Annotated in this window: 17 protein-coding genes and 1 riboswitch; of the genes, 16 read left to right on the top strand and 1 reads right to left on the bottom strand. The window is 47.9% G+C overall.

Annotated elements, in window-relative coordinates; translation table 11 throughout:
- Positions 1–477 precede the first annotated feature (477 nt).
- Together MKZ12_RS27785 and MKZ12_RS27780 are read left to right on the top strand one after the other, a co-directional pair.
- The gene (locus tag MKZ12_RS27785) at positions 478–2,115 is read left to right on the top strand and encodes a histidine kinase dimerization/phospho-acceptor domain-containing protein (RefSeq protein WP_339257774.1); all 1,638 of its coding nucleotides are present in this window, start codon (positions 478–480) and stop codon (positions 2,113–2,115) included.
- Positions 2,116–2,291: 176 nt separating this feature from the next.
- A complete protein-coding gene (locus MKZ12_RS27780; RefSeq protein WP_339238407.1) occupies positions 2,292–3,230 on the top strand; it encodes an aldo/keto reductase family protein in 939 nt (312 codons plus the stop codon).
- 107 nt (positions 3,231–3,337) lie between these two features.
- Here the strand turns inward: MKZ12_RS27780 and MKZ12_RS27775 are convergent, their stop codons facing one another.
- A complete protein-coding gene (locus tag MKZ12_RS27775; protein ID WP_339238405.1) occupies positions 3,338–4,456 on the bottom strand; it encodes a diguanylate cyclase in 1,119 nt (372 codons plus the stop codon).
- 273 nt (positions 4,457–4,729) lie between these two features.
- Between MKZ12_RS27775 and MKZ12_RS27770 the strand changes: the two genes are divergently transcribed.
- The 14 genes from MKZ12_RS27770 (at position 4,730) to cobJ (ending at position 18,997) form a co-directional block, all read left to right on the top strand.
- Positions 4,730–5,125, top strand: a complete 396-nt coding sequence (locus MKZ12_RS27770; RefSeq protein WP_036612807.1) for a transcriptional repressor — start codon at positions 4,730–4,732, stop codon at positions 5,123–5,125.
- Positions 5,101–5,907, top strand: a complete 807-nt coding sequence (locus MKZ12_RS27765) for a winged-helix domain-containing protein (RefSeq protein ID WP_253441518.1) — start codon at positions 5,101–5,103, stop codon at positions 5,905–5,907. The genes MKZ12_RS27770 and MKZ12_RS27765 overlap by 25 nt, the downstream gene beginning before the upstream one ends.
- Before the next feature lie 249 nt (positions 5,908–6,156).
- Positions 6,157–7,620 (top strand): catalase, encoded by a 1,464-nt coding sequence (locus tag MKZ12_RS27760; protein WP_339257773.1) that lies wholly within the window; start codon positions 6,157–6,159, stop codon positions 7,618–7,620.
- A gap of 210 nt (positions 7,621–7,830) precedes the next feature.
- Positions 7,831–8,247: a BlaI/MecI/CopY family transcriptional regulator gene (locus MKZ12_RS27755; RefSeq protein ID WP_339257772.1), complete on the top strand. Its 417-nt coding sequence runs from the start codon at positions 7,831–7,833 to the stop codon at positions 8,245–8,247.
- A 1-nt stretch (position 8,248) separates the two neighbouring features.
- The gene (locus MKZ12_RS27750) at positions 8,249–9,109 is read left to right on the top strand and encodes a M56 family metallopeptidase (protein WP_339257771.1); all 861 of its coding nucleotides are present in this window, start codon (positions 8,249–8,251) and stop codon (positions 9,107–9,109) included.
- Between the two features lie 59 nt (positions 9,110–9,168).
- Positions 9,169–9,582 carry a DoxX family protein gene (locus tag MKZ12_RS27745; protein WP_253441511.1) on the top strand — a complete coding sequence of 138 codons (414 nt, stop codon included), beginning with the start codon at positions 9,169–9,171 and terminating at the stop codon, positions 9,580–9,582.
- 200 nt (positions 9,583–9,782) lie between these two features.
- Complete coding sequence (locus MKZ12_RS27740) at positions 9,783–10,484, top strand: pirin family protein (protein WP_339238397.1); 702 nt, start codon at positions 9,783–9,785, stop codon at positions 10,482–10,484.
- A 44-nt stretch (positions 10,485–10,528) separates the two neighbouring features.
- Positions 10,529–10,864, top strand: coding sequence for a hypothetical protein (locus MKZ12_RS27735; RefSeq protein WP_339238395.1), 336 nt, complete (start codon positions 10,529–10,531; stop codon positions 10,862–10,864).
- Between the two features lie 177 nt (positions 10,865–11,041).
- Complete coding sequence (locus MKZ12_RS27730) at positions 11,042–12,637, top strand: spore germination protein (RefSeq protein ID WP_339238393.1); 1,596 nt, start codon at positions 11,042–11,044, stop codon at positions 12,635–12,637.
- Between the two features lie 4 nt (positions 12,638–12,641).
- Entirely contained in the window at positions 12,642–13,841 is a 1,200-nt protein-coding gene (locus tag MKZ12_RS27725; protein ID WP_339257770.1) for a Ger(x)C family spore germination protein, read from the top strand.
- Positions 13,834–14,055 (top strand): hypothetical protein, encoded by a 222-nt coding sequence (locus MKZ12_RS27720; protein WP_339257769.1) that lies wholly within the window; start codon positions 13,834–13,836, stop codon positions 14,053–14,055. Before MKZ12_RS27725 ends, MKZ12_RS27720 begins: the two co-directional genes overlap by 8 nt.
- A gap of 54 nt (positions 14,056–14,109) precedes the next feature.
- Positions 14,110–15,312: an endospore germination permease gene (locus MKZ12_RS27715; protein ID WP_339257768.1), complete on the top strand. Its 1,203-nt coding sequence runs from the start codon at positions 14,110–14,112 to the stop codon at positions 15,310–15,312.
- Between the two features lie 130 nt (positions 15,313–15,442).
- Positions 15,443–16,279 carry a uroporphyrinogen-III synthase gene (locus MKZ12_RS27710; protein WP_339257767.1) on the top strand — a complete coding sequence of 279 codons (837 nt, stop codon included), beginning with the start codon at positions 15,443–15,445 and terminating at the stop codon, positions 16,277–16,279.
- A gap of 199 nt (positions 16,280–16,478) precedes the next feature.
- Positions 16,479–16,669: riboswitch (cobalamin riboswitch) on the top strand.
- A 402-nt stretch (positions 16,670–17,071) separates the two neighbouring features.
- Positions 17,072–18,997, top strand: coding sequence for a precorrin-3B C(17)-methyltransferase (gene cobJ / locus MKZ12_RS27705; RefSeq protein WP_339257766.1), 1,926 nt, complete (start codon positions 17,072–17,074; stop codon positions 18,995–18,997).
- Positions 18,998–19,012 lie beyond the last annotated feature (15 nt).

Genomic DNA, 19,012 nt, shown 5'->3' with positions numbered 1-19,012 from the left:
GGTTCCTCCTAAAATGATGTATTGATCATTTAATTTGCGTTAAATACTATATGTAGATTTGTATTATCCATTTATAAACTATATGTGGTTTTTTGGGTGTGATAATGGTCACACAACTTAATGGACAAAATGGACTTTCCTTTAATTACTGCGGATAAAGGTTCCCAAAGTCTGAGTAGAAGCGTATAATTTCTAGTTATTCTGCATGTAAAATATCCGAAGTTGGACAAGATGAACTTTGAGCCATTTGAAAAGGCAATTTGCAGTATATTTACGCTTGTTACGTTATCAGTTCATGACCTGCTTTTGTCCTAAAAGGGGCGATTGGCAGGGAGTATGATTCTCTTTTACTTCTACGGTGTTAATCATATAAGTATAGATTGTGACAGATATTCGGATTCTTGATGAACCCTTGTACATGATTAAACATTCTGATGTACAGATTTGAAAGTGCAGCTAAGACAAGAGGGGTGAATCATGGGGACGGCAGAAGGCATTACGAGAGGCTTCTATGAAGATATAAAGGAAGCTGCGGCCCATATCGTGGACGTATTAAGCGGGATATTGAAGGTCAATACCATCTTCGTTGCCACGAATGATGGGGTGACGAATGTCATTTTGGAGGCCTTTAATCGTACGGAAGAGTTGATTGTTAAAGGCAGTGAGCTTTCATTTAACGAATCATATTGCAGTCTGGTGTTAAGAGACAAAGGTAGCGTTCTTACCATTCAGAATACATGTGAAAACCCAATGACAAGCTCCATGGACGTCACGAGTGGGCTTGGGAGTCGTTTCTTCGTGGGTGTACCTATCATACGAAGATCTGGCGAAGCATTTGGAACGATATGTCTAATGGACAATGCTGGTTATGTGATCAGTGAAACGGATATGAAGACGCTGAACGCGATGGCTGTCTTTCTGGGATATGTTGTGGATCTGGAGAGCACCCTGCATGTGCAGGAACGAAAATTGAGTGACTCGGAACAAATGAAAGAGCAGCTCCAGGCAGAGAAAGAGCGAGCCGAATCCGAGGCGATGACCAAATCACAGATGTTAAAGCTGATGAGTCACGAGATTCGCAATCCGTTGAACGGCATTCTGGGATTGACGGATCTAATGCGTACACCGGACATGCCTGAAGAGCAATCGGAGTATGTAAATATGATCGAGACGAGTGGCAACATACTACTCTCGCTCCTGAATAATATGATGAACTTCAATATTAATGAGGCAGGCAAAACGGTTATCCATGATGATCCGTTTGATCTGGTCGGCACCATTGAAAATACCGTTTATCTCTATGCCGGAATGGCATCGGGCAAGAATATTGATCTGGGATTGAATCTTGATTTGAATGTATCGCAAGTATTTGTTGGTGATGAGATCAAGATTGGACAGCTGCTTGCACATGTTATTCAATATGCTCTCGATTCAACGCGTGAAGGCTCAGTTCTAATCACGGCCATGGTGAACGGCGAAGAGACAGAGGATATGGGTACACTTGCGCTCAAGGTGAAGTACACGGGTCAGATGGTATCCGATAAGAAGTTGCGTAATTTGAACGGCCAAGATGAAAATTTGGATATCCAAAAACTGATCGGAAGCAATCTGGGTTTGGCGGTAAGCCAAAATCTTGCCATTCTCATGCATGGCCGTATTCAGGTGAGTAGTGCGGGAGAGAATGAGACGGAATTCCATATTGCCCTTCCCTTACGCAGATACTGGGAGTTACCTCAACTTGCAAGTATTCAGCAGCGGTTAAAAGGGAAAAAGGTGCTGCTCGCCAAGGACCCGGATATATTGCAAGGCGTTTCTTCCCTGATGCGCAGATGGGAGATGGATGTGCATATGACCTCGGGTTCGAGTGTAGCACATGAGTGGATCAAGGAGGGCTTCAAGCCGGATGTAGCCGTTGTGGATATGGGACTTCAAGAGGGCGGAGCAGTTGATTTCGTACATGAAATGAAACAGCGGCTGGAGAACCTGCCCGTCATTGTTCTGGTTCCATATGGTATGCACATTGACCCGCACGAAGCGGAAACCTTTGATGCTGTTCTGACGAAACCGGTCAGACAAGCTGATTTGTTGAATGCATTGAGTATTACGCTGCCCTAAACGGGCAGCCAGATGGAAAGTTATCTCAGTTGGCGCACCTGCTACAGGTGCGCTTCTTTGTTTTTCCCTTTGCATTTATCCAATTTCTGCGCCAAAGCCCTTTTCATCCGAGCTGGTTACGTTACAATAGAATGTGTACTTCATCTTTATAACCAATAGAGGAGGATATGCAATCAATGGATTATCGCAGATTGGGTGGAAGCGGACTGAAAGTAAGCGAGATTAGCCTTGGAAGCTGGCTGACGTACGGAGGGTATGTGGAACGTGAAAATGCGGTGAAATCAATTGAAACTGCATTCGATGAAGGCATTAACTTTTTTGATACAGCCAATGTATACGAACGGGGTGCAGCAGAAGAACTGCTGGGACAGACGCTCAAAGCGTATTCTCGTGACTCCTACGTGCTTGCAACAAAAGTATTTGGCAAAATGGGGGATGGTCCGAATGACCAGGGGCTGTCTCGTAAACATATTAAGGAACAATGTGAAGCCAGCTTGAAGCGCCTAGGCGTTGAATATGTGGATATCTATTACTGCCATCGCTATCATACCGAGACACCAATTGAAGAAACACTCCGCGCACTTGATGATCTGGTACGTCAGGGCAAGGTGCTGTATGTTGGTGTCAGTCAGTGGACTGCGGCTCAGATGGAAGCTGCCTTGGGTACCGCAGATCGCTTGCTCTTGGATCATATCGTGGTGAACCAGCCCGTGTACAATATGTTTGATCGTTATATTGAAAATGAAATTATTCCGCTAGGTGAGCGTAAGGGTATCGGACAAGTCGTATACTCCCCGCTTGCTCAAGGTCTATTGACCGGGAAATATACTTCCGTATCAGATATCCCCGAGAACAGTCGTGCGGCTAAGCTTGGATGGGACGAAGGCAAGATCAACGCGGATCGCATCGGAAAAGTTCGCCAATTGATTGAAGTGGCGGACAAGCTGGACCTGAAGGTTGGGCAACTGGCCTTGGCCTGGATTCTGCGCCAGAACAATGTATCCAGTGCACTTGTAGGGGCGAGTCGTCCCGAGCAGGTAAAAGAAAATGCGGCTGCATCTGGCGTGAAGCTGGATGCTACCATTATTGAGGAAATTGAAGGGATACTTTCCTGATTCCAGTCAGATATTGGGCTGGGATGATATGGAGTGAGATATAAAGCAAGGGATGTCCTGTACGCCTGTGATTGGCGTGCGGGACATCCCTTTTTCAATTGGAGCCGTCAGCTTTCCAGTGTAAGAGGCAAGGACCTTAAAGGTAAGACACATACACGGTTACGTCCTGTATTCTTGGCTTCGTATAGTGCACGGTCTGCCTGTTCGAAGAAGTCGTCATCGTCTTGCTCCACACAATGATCCGGATACACGGCTACGCCAATGGAAATGGTTAGACGTGTGGTGTGTCCGTCAGGCAGGGCAAAATGATATTTCTCTACTGCCTGCCGGATAGATTCGGCGATAGCCATGGCCTGCCGTTGTCCGCAGTCGAGCAAGAGTATAGCGAATTCTTCACCACCGTTTCTTGACACGATATCCGCAGAACGTGCGTGTTCAACAAGAAGTTGTCCGAGTTGCTTCAGAACGGCATCGCCAGCAGAATGGCCAAAGGTATCGTTTACCTTTTTGAATCGGTCAATATCCATGGCAAGCAAGGACAGCTTTTGTTGGTAATCCCGCGCATGTTGAAGTTCCGATAGAAGTGACTTTTCGAACTGTCGTCGATTGCTAAGGTTGGTAAGATGATCGGTAGATGCTCTTCTCTCCAATAGAAATAACATTTCATTGGATTTATTGATGAATTCTGCGATGAAATAGATGAATATTCCACCGATGAAGGAAATGGTCATTTGTAACGGATATACCTTCATTAATGAATTCATGCTGTCTGTATTCAACATAAGGATGATAAAGATTAACGTTATGCCGAGCAGATTCATCGTAATAATTTTGGTCAGTCTGGACCAGGAAGCATAGGCGAAGTATACACCGGACAACCCGATTAGAGTCATAACAAATCCTGCATCTATGGCAGAGGATGACAAGCCAAACATCAGAATACGAAGGATCGAGAGCACAAGTCCTGTAACGACCGAAGCCAGTCCTCCCAGATATACCGCTGCGGTAACGATCGCCAGATGCCGTAGATCTACAATCGTACTCTCGTTCAGAGGGAAGGAATAGTTCATGAGTACTGTGCCATATATGCCGAATAATAAGCCGCCGATCAACTGAACACGTAACGAGGGAAAAGGCAATCGGATACTATAGAACTTTGCAATGATCCCGGATACATACATAAACGTAATCATGACACAGATATTAATGAAAAAAGTGCTAAACAACCGACATTCCCCCTTTTTACGCACATCCCTACATTTTATCTGAAAAGCGGTGTCGTAGCGAACCATATTATCCCAAATATATGAGGGGATTGCTGGGAAAGGTGTTTTATTTGCATTGCCAGGATGTTGGCGTGCATATTGACTTCGATATACAATAAGATTTATACTTAATCTAAATCAAAATGTAATCTTAGTTTTTTGGGAAAACCATCCTAAGTAGAAGATCAGTGTCTGATTTCATATAAAATGCATCAATATAAAGGAGAAATGGTTGTGAGAACTTTAAATCTGACGATACAACGGCAAGCGGTATATGATGTGGTGCGCCATTCGGAGGATCACCCGACAGCTGCTGATGTTATGAATCGACTAGTGGAACAAGGTTATAATCTGGCCTATGGTACGGTGTATAATTCTCTACGTTATCTGACGGACAAAGAATTGATACGAGAGCTTAAACTCGGAGAGACAGCAAGCCGTTACGATGCGCGGATGGACGATCATCAGCACATCATGTGTGAAGTGTGCGGCAAAGTGGACGAGGTGATGACAGAGGTTCCTCCACAATGGATGAAACAGGTAGCTGAAGAAACCGGATATGCAATCGATCATGCTCATGTGGTCTTTGGAGGTGTCTGCGGGGAATGCAGAAACAAACGGATCAAGTAAAAATAAAAGTTCCTGGCCGCCGCTTACCACTTAGGGTTAAACCTGCCTTGTCCGATGCAGCACCTCTTGTGGACAATTGTCCTGTTACACGACGGGTTATTCTGATAAGCCCGATGCCAGGGCAAGTTCATGAACTGGTAAAGGCCTTAACGGATAGCTGTTTCGATGTACTGGTCTTTCATCGATGGGAACCGGATCTGCATGAGCGTCTTGTCTTCGATCTGTTGATCTATGATCTATCTGTTGCCGGAACGATCGATGCATTTGCCGGCATTAGCAGTCGATTGAATCGTGAGGCTGAGCATACAACCCCTTGTCTCTATCTGGTCGGTGAGAAGATGATCGGCAGCGCGAGTGGACCGATGCTTCAGGAGGAATTGCTGGTGTGGCCTGCACGCCCGCAGGAAGCTCTCTACCGGGTGCAGCGTATGATTGGCAACAGTCCCGCTCTGCCCAAACGCGGCTTTTTGCCTGAGGAAGGGCAGCGTGTCGGCTTCAAAGATCTGTGGCTTGATCGTGAACGGATGAGTGTGCAGCGTGATAATAACCGGATCCATCTAACCAAGACCGAATATGATCTGTTACTCAAGCTGATTGATGCCAAAGGTGCAGTCATTTCCCGTGAGGAGATGCTCAGCGATATCTGGGAAACAGACTTTACAGGTGGAAGTAATGTGGTTGATGTTCATATCAAAAGCTTGCGCAAAAAATTGGGCGATAACGCGTCTTCGCCGCAATATATCGTAACGGTAAGAGGAGTGGGCTACCGCCTGGCGGATTAGTCCGCTTTTTTTTATTGCCATGATTATCGTTTAGATCATGCTTTTTGAAAACATGTTCATGGTTCATTCATGAAGTGTTGAGGAACCTCATCTTAATCTCATGTGAACCTCATGCAAGAGCAACGTAGGACATGTTAGAATCAATTTAACAGTTAGATCAAGTCTAAATGTATATTTATATCGAAGCCGAATATGATTTTAGTAGTAGATATATAGCAGCCGTGAGATCCATTAGAGGAGGACGACAGGATGACAGAACGTATGACAACGAATCAGGGAGCACCTGTAGGTGATAACCAGAATTCCCGCACAGCAGGCAGAAGAGGGCCGACATTGCTTGAAGACTATCATCTCATTGAGAAAATTGCCCACTTTGACCGTGAACGTATTCCTGAAAGAGTCGTACATGCAAGAGGTGCCGGGGCTCATGGTGTATTCACGCTGGAGCAGAGTATGAAGGCTTATACAACAGCGGATTTCCTGCAAGATCCGGGTACGGAGACGGATGTGCTGGTTCGTTTTTCGACCGTTATTCACGGTACAGGATCACCAGAGACTGCACGAGATCCACGTGGATTTGCCGTTAAATTCTACACCCGGGAAGGCAACTATGATATCGTCGGTAACCATCTGCCTGTGTTCTTCATTCGTGATGCGATGAAGTTTCCCGATATGGTTCACTCTCTGAAGCCGGCTCCGGATACGAACATTCAGGACCCCGCCCGATATTGGGACTTTATGACCCTCTCACCTGAATCAACGCATATGATGACCTGGTTGTTCTCAGATCTAGGCACACCGGCCAGTTATCGGGAGATGGATGGTTTCGGCGTACATGCTTTCAAATGGATTAATGCACAGGGGCAGGTCCATTATGTGAAATACAAATGGGAGTCTGCACAAGGGGTTCGGGGATTCTCTCGTCAGGAAGCTGCCGAGGTACAAGGACAGGACTTTAATCATGCTACCCGTGACCTGCATGAACATATCAAGAACGGGCAATACCCGCAGTGGAAGCTACAGGTTCAGCTCTTAAAGCCGGAGCAAATGGATGATTTTGCTTTTGATCCACTCGACCCAACCAAAACATGGCCTGAAGATGTACTGCCATTTCATACGGTAGGGACCATGACACTGAATCGGAATCCGCAAAACTTCTTCGCTGAAGTGGAACAGGCGGCCTTTTCTCCTAGTTCGCTTGTCCCTGGAATTGAACCTTCCGAAGATAAATTGCTGCAAGGGCGCCTATTCTCCTATCCGGATACACAGCGGCACCGGCTTGGAACGAACTATTTGCAAATTCCGGTGAATTGCCCGTACGCACCCGTTCGTAATCATCAGCGTGATGGACTCATGAATGTGAATCAGGACCCATCTCCGGTGAACTATGAACCGAACAGTTCCGGAAACAGCCCGCAGGAAGATCCGGCATACCGGGACAGTCAGGTTCCATTACAAGGGCATGTTACACGCGAGAAAATTGAGAAAACGGATGATTACACGCAAGCAGGAGAGCTTTTCCGTTCATTTACTCCAGTAGAGCAGCAGCACTTGTTGGATAATCTGATCAATGATCTTAAGGGAGTGTCAGTCGATATTCAAATGCGTGCGTTATGCCACTTCTTCCGTGCGGATGGACAGCTAGGCGGACGTCTGGCTCATGGACTTGGTGTGGATATATCTGCACATATGCCGTCACAGAATGGAAAATAAAGCGCAGTAAAATCATATTCTCACAACATCATATGGACTGATATTCGGTGAAGACCGGGAAAACCGCGAAACGTGCGGAATTTCCCGGTCTTTGGCCTTTTTTACTGAAATGGAAAACAAATTTACAAATCATTTACATAAAATAGCTGACATAGAGGTTGACTTCTCATTTGATGGCACTACAATGGGTAGTGTGAGGGGTGTCAGAACATGAGAATACACAATTTTAAAGTGGGTGAGCGTGGGCTCAACCGATTTTTCGGTCCGCTGGAGGCCAAGATCATGGACATTTTATGGGCTCGTCCAGGCAGCAGCATCCGTGAAGTGCAGACCGCACTTGTACAAGACAAAGACGTCAATTTTAATACAGTCATGACAGTGATGAACCGGCTCGTGGACAAGGGACTTCTCGGAAAGTCACAAAAGGGCAGAACATCTTTGTACCAACCGGTACAGAGCAAGGAGGAGTTTATGAACGACCAATCCAAGGAACTGTCGCATGAGTTGGTGGATGAATTCGGAGCATTGGCATTGAATCATATGCTGGATGCACTGGACGAAGCAGATGAAGGTCTGATTGAACGCCTGGAACAGAAGATCAAGCAATGGAAAAAGGATAGCGATTAAGATGTGGAAGACCCGCTCGAAACTTTTGTTTACCGTCGGGTTTGGCATTCCGCTACTCGTGTTCATGCAGATGTTCATGTACGCGATGTACAAAATCTTTGGCTGGGATATCCCGTTTAATCTGCTCTGGCTCTGCAATCATTGGATGAGTCGACTGGGTTGGTTATCCGTTGGACATTTCCTGCTGGCACTGGTCTTGCTGACCTTTGCAGGAACAAGCTGGTTGCTAACGGTACGTATGATGAAAACACGGGCAGCAATCCACAAGCTCCGCTCCATGGAGATTCGGGCGTTATCCCGTGAGTTGGAGTCCACATATCATGACCTAGGACAGCCAAGTTTCATTGTGGTGGACAAGCGTTCACCCGTCGCATTTACCATTGGTTTATGGAGACCCTATATTGTACTTTCCACTGGGCTACTGGACATGCTTGATGCGGAAGAGGAAGTAGCGGTTGTCTATCATGAAGTACACCATCTGTGGCACCGTGATCCTCTGAAGACGACGTTACTGTCGGTATTTGCAATCATGATGCCGTATATTCCTGTTTTAAAGCACACTTCAAAGCAATACCATATCGTTAGAGAAATTCTCGCAGACAATGAGGCCATTGAGCGTACAGGAAATGTGGCAGGCATTGGCAGTGCACTGCTCAAGCTGCTCCGTGCTTGTCCTGAACCTTGGGGGGCCAAAGAACTGACCGTTCAATCCTCATTTGCGGATACGTCGGTGAATGTCCGAATTTCACGTCTGCTTAACCCGGAACAGGATGTGACACTGAGATTGCCACGTTATGCTGTTCTGATGTCGGTTACTGTTTTCCTATTGCTGTCTGTCTTGTTTGTCTGGTCCATCGGATAGATTAATTTGGCTAAATGTGAGGTCAAATATTTCGAATATAACGAGGAAGGAAGATGAACATGAATAATAAAAGTGTAGAGATTGGACTGCTTTTCTCCAGGATTATGATCGGGTTGATCTTTGTATTGCACGGTTGGAGTAAATTCGAAGGTGGAATTAGCGGTACGGTAGGATTTTTCGAAAGTATTGGTATTCCCGGATTTCTTGCCTCCGTTGTAGCAATCATTGAGTTGGTAGGTGGTGCAGCGATGATTCTGGGTCTTGGAACACGTGTGTTTGCTGCCCTATTTGTTATCGTTATGGGTGGCGTTCTGCTTACAGCCAAAGTGGGTCAGCCATTCATGAGTGGTACCGAGTTCGATTACCTGTTGTTGGCGGGTTCCCTGACACTGCTCTTCACAGGAAGCCGCTTCCTGGCTGTGGATTATCTTTTCTCCAGACAGGGTAACGCTCGTCAGAATGTGAGTGCTTGAGCGGCTAACGATTGTTAAATAAATAATGAAGTGCAGGATTAGTCCTGTAACGAGGTTCTTTATTGGCCAGGCCGGTTCGGAAATTGTATTTGCGAACCGGGCTGATCGGTAGAGAACTTTTTTAGTTTGGACGACATGCCTGTGGTTTGTTACAATGAGAATAAGTATGCTACTAAGAAAAAATAAGGAGGATGCATTTTATGATTAACGTCATTCCATCCGATGCCCGCTCCAGCTTTGATCGAGGCTGGCTCCGTGGCAGTCACAGCTTTTCTTTCGGAGAATATCAAGACCCGGAAAATATGGCATTTGGACCGATGCGGGTAGCGAACGATGATGTAATTGCACCTGGTCGCGGCTTTGGAGCTCACCCACATAGTGATATGGAGATTGTGTCCATTGTACTCAGAGGCAAGCTACGACATGAAGATAATCTGGGCAATGTCGCCGTTACAGGTTTTGGCGGTATTCAGCGAATGTCAGCAGGCAGTGGCATGATTCATACCGAGCATAATGCATCCGATACCGAAGAAGTACGTCTGCTTCAGCTCTGGTTCATGCCGCATACGAAAGGGTTGCAACCTTCATATGAGACCACATCTTTTGATCCAGCGGCACTGGCAGGAGCACTCGTGCCGATTGTATCCCCGGATGGAGGACCAAGAGTCGCGACTATTCATCAGGATATGACGATCTATCTTGGCCGATTGGCCAAAGACGAGACGTTAACCTTCAACCAGGATTCGGGCCGTCGGATGTACCTTTTCTCCATCGAAGGCAAGCTGGGATTGGATGGAGAGTACCTGTTGAACGAAGGCGATACAGCTCGTGTGGAACAGCGAAATTCAATAGAATTGCAAGGAAACGAAGATACGTTCTATATGATTATTGATTTGCCGTAGATGGCTGATGAAATGAACTCCAAGATGAAGGAGGATATATACGTATGGCGCAACAGGAATGGTTTATGGTCAAACATGCGGTAACCGGGCGAGGACTGGCGAATAGCAAAACAGATTCACTGTCCTATCGATTCCAACAGGAGGGTACAGGCTTCTTATTTACCGTGACGGGTCTGGACGAGCAGATTGTGGAACAGATTATGGAGCTTAGACAGGAACTGAACGTATTTCGTTTCGTGCAGCGCAAGGAGCAACCCCTTTTGAAGCACTGGTACTACGTAGAAGGTGAGCGAGTTGTGTACGACAGGGAGAGCCACACACTAAGCATCTATGCGAAGTCGGAGATTCGTTATGTGCCTGAAGATTATTTTGCGGATTAACTTTAAAATAGCTTGATTAGGATCTGGAATAGATAAGAAGGTCTCTGTTAAATACAGAGGCCTTTTTGCTGTCCGGATAGAGAAAATTCTTCGTAATTTTGCAAAAAAGACCACATAATTCACGACTGTCTGGCACAAGCTACCTTGTATAAAAAAACAAGAACGGAGGGGCGGCATATGGCGGACAAAACATCTGGGAAAGACAAGTCCCGACAACCGGGACGAGCTTCAGAAGAGAAAAAACATATCCCTTTGGGACTGCCATCCCCGCCTTTTCTACGGCAGCCGATTAGTGCAGTACATGAAACTCAGATTCAAGCGGTAAAGGAGATCTTCTCCGATTGCTCGGATGTGGTTTTTCGCAATGTCATGATTACACCGGAAGTGAAAGGGCTTCTGGTCTATATTGAAGGCATTGTTAACTCGGCTGATATCCAGGAGCATATGCTGCGTCCAATTATTCGAGGGCTGGTGCAGCAGCGCACAGATGAGCCCGATGTTCCACTGGATGATACAACCGTTGAGCTGACGCAGGTGAAACGGGTCGAAACTTGGGCTGCTGCGGCAGAAGGTGTGCTGGCATCCTCTGCCCTTCTGGTGGTCGGTGGAAGTCGCGAAGCCTGGATGTTCAATGTCAAAGGTGGCGTCAGACGTGGTGTGGAGGAACCGCAGACAGAATCCGTGATTCGGGGACCGCGGGAGGGGTTTACCGAAACACTGCGCGTGAATACGGCTTTGCTGCGCTTCAAGCTGAAAACACCTTCTCTCAAGATGGTAAGCATGACTCTTGGCACAGAAACCAAGACCGATATTGTGCTGACCTATCTGGAAGGTATTGCTGATCCAAAAACGATTCAAGATGTCAAGAAACGTCTGGAAAAAATCAATATTGATGGCATCCTGGAAACGGGTTATATCGAGGAATTGATTGAAGATCATCCGTATTCGCCTTTCCCGCAGATGCACTACTCGGAGCGGCCGGATACCGTTGCAGGTAATCTGTTGGAAGGACGCTTTGCCATTCTGGTAGATGGAACCCCATTCGCGCTGATTGCTCCAGTCACGATGTGGCAGATGCTGCAAGCCAGTGAGGATTATTACGAGCGATTCTTCATCAGTAATCTGGTGCGGTGGATTCGCTTCTTGTTCGTAGCCATCGCTCTGTTCCTGCCAGCCTTGTATATCTCTATTACAACATTTCATCAGGATATGCTGCCAACCACGCTGATTCTGAGTATCGCAGGTGCCCGGGAAGCCATTCCTTTTCCGGCTTTGGTGGAAGCCCTCATCATGGAGCTGTCATTTGAAGCTCTTCGGGAAGCCGGGGTCAGGTTACCCAAAACAGTAGGGCAAGCCGTCAGTATTCTCGGCGCACTTGTGATCGGACAGGCCGCAGTACAGGCCGGGATAGTGTCCGCACCGATGGTTATTATCGTATCCATGACAGGTATAGCTTCCTTTACGATTCCGCGGTTTAACTTCGCGATCACCGTGCGCCTATTGCGATTTCCGATCATGTTGCTGGCGGGTATGCTCGGATTGTATGGCATCGTCATTGGCTTGGTTCTGATCTCGGTGCATCTGACACAGATGACTTCGTTTGGTGTACCTTATCTGTCAGGTCTTAGCCCGTATAGTAAAACAGATACCAAAGATATTCTTATTCGTGTGCCATGGTGGAAAATGATCAATCGTCCTTCTACGGTTCATCGGGATCAGAAACGGATGAAAGAGAAGATCAATGGTTCGCCTGAAGCTGAGGAAGGATGGTGAACACATGTTTCTTATTCGTAAATTCCGCACTGTGTTGATGTTACTGCTATGTACCATTTTCATAGCAGGCTGTTGGGATCGTAAGGAAATTAATGATATTGCCTTTGTGATTGGCATAGCTGTTGATAAGGAGCAGGACAATTACAGATCCAGTCTCCAGATTGCTCTGCCTGGACAATCCGGTTCTACCGGGAGTTCTGGAGGTGGCGGGGGGACAAGCGGGGATAAATCGTGGTTCATGTTGTCCAATACCGCGAAGACACTGAGGGGGACTACACTTGAAGGCCAAAAATCACTCTCACGAACGATTTATTATGCACACCGCCGTACCATGCTTATTGGAGAGGATCTTGCAAGGGATGGCGTAGCTCCAATGCTTGATTTGTTTACGCGCTACCCGCTCAACCGATTCTCTGCATTACCAGTTGTGACGAAAGGCGCGGCATATAAAGTCATGGATACGGATGCACCCATAGAGAAGTTTCCATCTGAGATGGTGAGAGAGTTGTGCTTTCTAAATATGCGAAACCCACGTTCCCTTAAAACATTCACTGATGCGATCCTCAGTGACGGAGTAGATCCATTCCTGCCAGTTGCTTCAAAAGTCGACAATGTTCCGAAGAATTGGAAGGATGCCAAAACAAATATCAAGCTGGATGGATTGGCCATTTTTAAAAAAGACAAGTTGGTAGGCATGATTGACAAAGCTCCCGCCGATGCCTTGATTCTCGCTATGGGAGAAGCCAATGCGCCTGAAATTATGGTCAAGGCTCCGCGCGGAGAAGGAGATATATTCATCAAGCTGAACGAGAACAATTCTTCACTGCACCCCAGTGTCAAGGATGGCAAGGTTAGTGTAACCGTTCAATTGTACGCCAAAGGCGTGGTAGTAGATAACGAATCAAATTACGGTGATCTGCGTGAAAAAGAGATTTTGAAATTAAATGATGCGATCCACCAAAAAATAAAAGAGGATATCGTTGAAGGAGTTCGGTTAATACAGCAAAAATATCATGCCGATATTCTCGGGATTGGTCGGTCGATCCATCAACACATGCCTAAAGAGTGGGACAAAATGAAGGATCGATGGGATGATATCTATCCTGATGTTGAGGTAAACGTTATCCCTCATGTCATCATTGAAAATGTGGGGATAGTTAACAAGCCGATTGGTGTCATGGAGGAGGATATTGTACATGATTAAACCACTATTGTTCACCTATCTGGGGATGGTCATCATTGTCATTGTCATGGACTTCAGACACCTGAAGCAGGCCGCAGCCATTAATCGCTGGTTATCCTACGGTCTGATTGTAATAGGAACTGGCCTTTGGCTCTATGTAACCCATTTAAGCAAAACCTTTTTTGTGGCGGTATGGATTAGCCATATCATCCAGCGCTTTTTACCGTTACCGTAGATGGGGGCTGGGGTGGTGCGAAGTACAGATTGAATGATGGAAAGGAGGTATGGTATGAATCAAAGTGTAACTTCTCGACAGATTGTACTACTTGTGCTGCTTCTCAGTATTACGGGCACGTTGATTCAACCCCATGCGCAGGCTATTTATTATGCGGAACAGCACGCTTATCTCTCGTATGTGCCAGTTGTTCTCGTGATGGTTATATCCATGTGGATGGTAAGCCGAATCCAGCGAAGGTTTCCGAATCAGGATCTATTTGAGGCCCTTGCTGACAGGTTCCCCTTTATGGGAAGGCTCGCAGGTGTAATGTACGTTTTGTTTTTTTTCTTCATATTCGCAAGAGATATCCGATTAATTGGCGATTATGTAAGTATAACTTTATTAGAGACGACACCGATTTCCATCGTTGTATTGTCACTTATGATTATGGCGGTATTTATCGTCCGAGGTGGGCTTGGTTCGTTGATCGGAATGTCGGAACTCTATGTTACCCTGTTCCTGTTGAACTCTATCATTGTGCCTTTCATGCTTATCCAGCAGATCAATATGGACAATCTGATGCCCTATTTTCATGTCGATACGGCAGGTGTAGGCAAAGGGAGTTGGTACATATTTTCTTTTTATGGCGAGATGATCGCCTTACCTTTTGTCGTCAAAGGCAGTGACTTTCGCTTCAAACCTGTGCTATGGGGCATTATCATCTCGGGATTGCTGATGATGCTGATTCTAGTGGAAACCATCACGTCGATAGGTGTACCTATTGCGTCCAGGCTGGTATACCCTTCTTATGAGCTGGCAAGGCAGTTGCAAATAAGTGATTTCCTGGATCGGTTTGATCTGGCGCTGGCAGCGGCGACCCTGCCTACCATGATCACCAAAATTGCATTTGATCTGTACTTTGTCTGTTGGGGACTGAAGCGAATGATTCCGAAAGTTTCCGGAAAGGTCATGACTGGTCCAGTGGCACTGTTAGGCTTTGTTTGTGCATTCTGGTTTTTCAGAAACGCCATTCAGTTGTATCGTTTTACCCGGGAATGGACATGGATTGCAATTGTTTTTGAAGTACTGTTCCCGCTTGTGCTGTTTCTTTTCCTTCGTCCTCGCAAAAAGGATAAAAAAGAATCTGCCCACCAGAAATCGGGAGAGCAGTCCAAGAAAGAGAAGCTTGAACAGGGACAAGAATCCACTGATTCGGAGAAGAACGGGGAGAAAAGAAGGCAGGATCGTCATGGGGGAGAACTCCAACCTTCCTGATACATTCCATCAAAAATCCTTATAGATGAACGGGCAAAAATAGGGTAAGCACAGTTTCGCTTCACAGAAGTACCCTGTATACTGTAGTCAGACTGATGAACATTCGGCTGGACTAACGGGGGGAACATGAATGGCTCAACATTTGGCAGGTGTGCGTGTAGCATTGACAGGACCACGAAAATCGAAAGAAATGTCCATACTGGTTGAAAAAATGGGGGGAATTCCGCTTGTGCGACCGGCACAGGGGACGGTATTCCTGGATGATCGGAATATCAGGGATGGGCTGGTATCCTGGATCTCAGACCCGCCAGACTGGGCGGTGTTAACGACGGGTATGGGATTGGATGCATTGTTTGAAATGGCTGAGGATATGGAAATTGCGGGACAGTTTTTGGATGTATTATCGGAATCCTCCATTGCAGCGAGGGGATACAAGACGGTGAATGCGCTCAAAAAGCGCAGATTAACGCCCCTGGTACGGGATGATGACGGTAGCACGGACGGGCTCATTCGAGAATTCACCCCGCATGATCTCGCAGGGAAAAAGGTCATATTACAGCTTCATGGGGAGACAGCTCCCAAACTCGTTGCATGGTTGGAAGAACAAGGTGCAATCGTCAGACAAGTGCTCCCTTACCGCCATGTACCGCCGGAAGATGCAGAGCTGGAACAGCTGTTGAATGAAATTCTAAAGTTCGAGGTAGATGCCGTTGCGTTCACAAGTGGACCCCAGGTCAGATTTCTGACGCAATATGCGGCCTCCCAGGACAAGCTTGAACCGCTGCTTGCCGCTTTCAGACAAGGCGTAATTCCTGCATCCGTAGGTAAAGTTACAGCAAACTCCATGCGTGAAGAAGGCATTGAGGCGCTGGTCATTCCGGAGGAAGAGAAGATGGGTGCACTCATCGTTGAACTTGGACGTTACTTTTCCGCAGGGCGTGCAGACAAGGTTGGCGGTCAGCAATAAAGGTTGAGTCGTTAACAGAAACGAACTCAATGCAAGGGTTGTTGGATGGTTATAACGAATGGGATATGCATAGGTTATTCCGGGTTCTGATCCGATTTTTGGATCAGGACTTTTTTCTGTTTTGTCTGAAAATAGAAGAATGGATAAGTATCATAAGCATGGACATTATTTCCTGCACGGTGTTATTATGAAAACAATATTGAATGAAAACAAGCAAGGTGCTCTTGCGTGCAGCAAGAGGTAACAGGGAATCGGGTGAAAGTCCCGAGCGGTCCCGCCACTGTAATGGTGAAGCCCTTTTTGATCCAAGTCACTCGGAAAGCCGGGGAAGACAGAAAAGGAAGCTGATGATCCAAAGCCAGGAGACCTACCTTGCATGTGTCACCAAACCCTTCGCGGAAAGGAGTGGTGTACGAAGAATCAGGAATTGGGCGAACAATCGGTTCGCCCGGCTGGCCCCTCCAGGCCACATAGTCACAGGACTACCCTTCGGGAGTCTGGGGCTGTGTTCTTGAGTGTACGTACATGCGTATCCCATCCGTTACAAGGATGGGATTTTTTTGTTTTTTTAGATAAATGCACATCCTTGCGATACCTACCCTGTGTCGGGAAATTGCAGGTAGAGGAATAGATTAGTTGGATCATAACGGGTGATGTAAGAGCCTTGTTCGATAGTCTGAGTAAACAGAGCTGACGAGTTGAACATGCAGTACAGCGGGGGAGAAGGTCGGCATAGCCGCCCTTCTTCACTGTTTAGATCAGTACGACAAGTGTGATGAAGGAGGAGAAATCATGCAAGATCAAGGCAAGCTGCTGATTATCGGGTTCGGCCCGGGAGCAATGGAACATATCACCAAGCGGGCACTCGAAGCACTTCAGGAGAGTGAGGTAATTATCGGATACAACACGTATGTGGATCTTATTCGCCCTCTGTTGAACGGGCAAGCGATTGTACGTACAGGCATGACGGAGGAAGTAAGCCGTGCACAAGAAGCGGTTCGACAGGCGGAGATGGGCAAAATTGTTGCCGTAATTTCTAGCGGTGACGCAGGTGTGTATGGTATGGCTGGACTGGTGTACGAGGTGCTGATGGAGCAAGGTTGGAAGCCGGATACGGGTGTTGCCGTCGAGGTTATTCCGGGCGTATCGGCCATTCAGTCCTGTGCATCACTGCTGGGTGCCCCTGTCATGCATGATGCATGTACGATCAGCCTTAGTGATCACCTTACGCCGTGGGAGACCATTATTCGCCGGGTTGAAGCCGCAGCGTCCGCTGATTTTGTCATTGCCCTGTACAATCCACGCAGTGGACGGCGCACACGCCAGATCGTGGAGACACAGGAAATGATCCTGCGTTATCGTGACCCGCAGACCCCCGTAGGTCTGGTGAAAAGTGCATACCGTGAGCGTCAGGACGTTGTCATGACCACACTGGAGGATATGCTGAATCATGATATCGGCATGCTGACGACCGTGATTATCGGCAACTCTTCGACCATGATGTACGAAGGACTCATGGTCACCCCCCGCGGGTATCAGCGGAAATATACGCTGAACACCGCGGAACAGTCGCTCAGACCTCATGAGCGACTACGCACGGAAGCCGAGCCATGGTCGCTCGGCGCAAGGGAAGCCCGCGCTGCCGCCTCCGGCGAGGCAGCGGGCGAGAGCGCGGCCAGCGCTGCATCGGCCGCGCAGCCACAGGCGGAGCCAGCCCTGCGCGGCGCAAGCGCCGGAGCGGGCACGGCTCCGCAAGGGCAGCCGCCCACTGGGGCAGCTGCCATTATGCCTGCGGCAAGCTCGGCGAGCGGCGCTGGCACCGCCGTGCTTGCCGGCGAGCGACCTGCGCCCGTTGCGGCAGAGGCCGCTCCGGGCCGAGTCGCAGAAGCGCCACGCGTCAGCGCAGCTGCGCTGGCCGCCGAGGCGCTGACACGGCTCGCGGCAGGCGGCGCGCTCGCGGGCGAATCGGCGAGCCGCTGGCTGAATGCAGCAGCGCCGAGCCGAGAAGCAAGTTCACCCCAGGCTGCGACCGCAACGGCGGTACGCACCGCGCCCGAGCCTGGGCGTAAGGCGCCGCTGTTCGAAGTCGGCGTGTCGCCCGGCGTGGGCAACAAAAAATTCACCGCAGCCCAGATGGCGCTGCTGGCGCAGTGTGCAAGTGAAGACGGCGAACTGGAGTACACGCCGGAGCACCAGATTATTCTGAGAGTGCCGACATTTGAACCGGACTCGCTGGTTGAAGAGCTGCGTGCAGCGAATTTTATCGTTGTACCGATTGGTGATGTCATCAAGGTGAAGGCCTGTGACTTCTGCAATATGGAGAAGGACGATGCTGTCCCGATGGCTAACCATTTGCAGGCCGTGATTGGCGGACTGGGTGCACCCAAAGAAACGAGTGTGGCGCTGAATGGCTGCGGTATGGCATGTTACGGGGCAGTATTGGAGGATATCGGCATCGTGTATCGCAAAGGTGCATATGACCTGTTCCTCGGCGGCAAGAAATTCGGCCGCAATGCTCACCCTGCCCAGCCCGTAGCGGAGGGAATTCCGGGTGATCAGATCGGTGGCATTGTGGAACGTATTGTGGCGGATTACAAGGAAAAGGGCCATCCGAATGAGCGATTCCACAAGTTCTTCAAACGAGTTGGTGTAATTCAAGGCTTCCGCCATGTAGATGCACCGGTCACTGTGGAAGTAAACCCGATATGTGGTGACTAATTCCATACTTAATTC

It is taken from the genome of Paenibacillus sp. FSL R5-0713, from assembly GCF_037973325.1.
GTDB lineage: Bacteria > Bacillota > Bacilli > Paenibacillales > Paenibacillaceae > Paenibacillus.
Note: the sequence above shows the minus strand (reverse complement) of the source record. Positions and strands in the feature narration are given on the sequence as shown.